This window comes from Vibrio sp. 10N.261.52.A1, assembly GCF_002876325.1.
GTDB classification, from domain to species: domain Bacteria; phylum Pseudomonadota; class Gammaproteobacteria; order Enterobacterales; family Vibrionaceae; genus Vibrio; species Vibrio chagasii.
Genome location: NZ_MCYD01000450.1, coordinates 1 through 285 on the forward strand (window position 1 = coordinate 1; position 285 = coordinate 285).

At 36.8% G+C, this 285-nt stretch carries 1 protein-coding gene; it reads right to left on the reverse strand.

Annotated features, from left to right (window positions below):
- Window positions 1-103 precede the first annotated feature (103 nt).
- The coding region (locus BCT81_RS05375) for a BspA family leucine-rich repeat surface protein (RefSeq protein ID WP_133152565.1) at window positions 104-285 on the reverse strand (182 nt) is incomplete at its 5' end.

Sequence of the window (285 nt, forward strand, 5' to 3'; positions counted from 1 at the left end):
AGAATTTAGGACAGTCTCTATAAGCCCGATATTGCAAACTCTATAAAAAAGCCAGCGTTGAATCCATCAACACTGGCCTTTGTTTAGCTAGACCGATAGATAATTAGTCTACAAAAATTGGCAGGTGTTCTTCAGTCAAAGCACTGTCTTTCGCAAAGCTAGTATGATTAGATACTTTACTCACATTCCAGTTAGATAAGTCTTGGTTAAATGCCTTAGCTTCATCAAACATTCTATACATATTAACCACGTTCGATGTATCCCAACGACCTATATCTTGGTTAA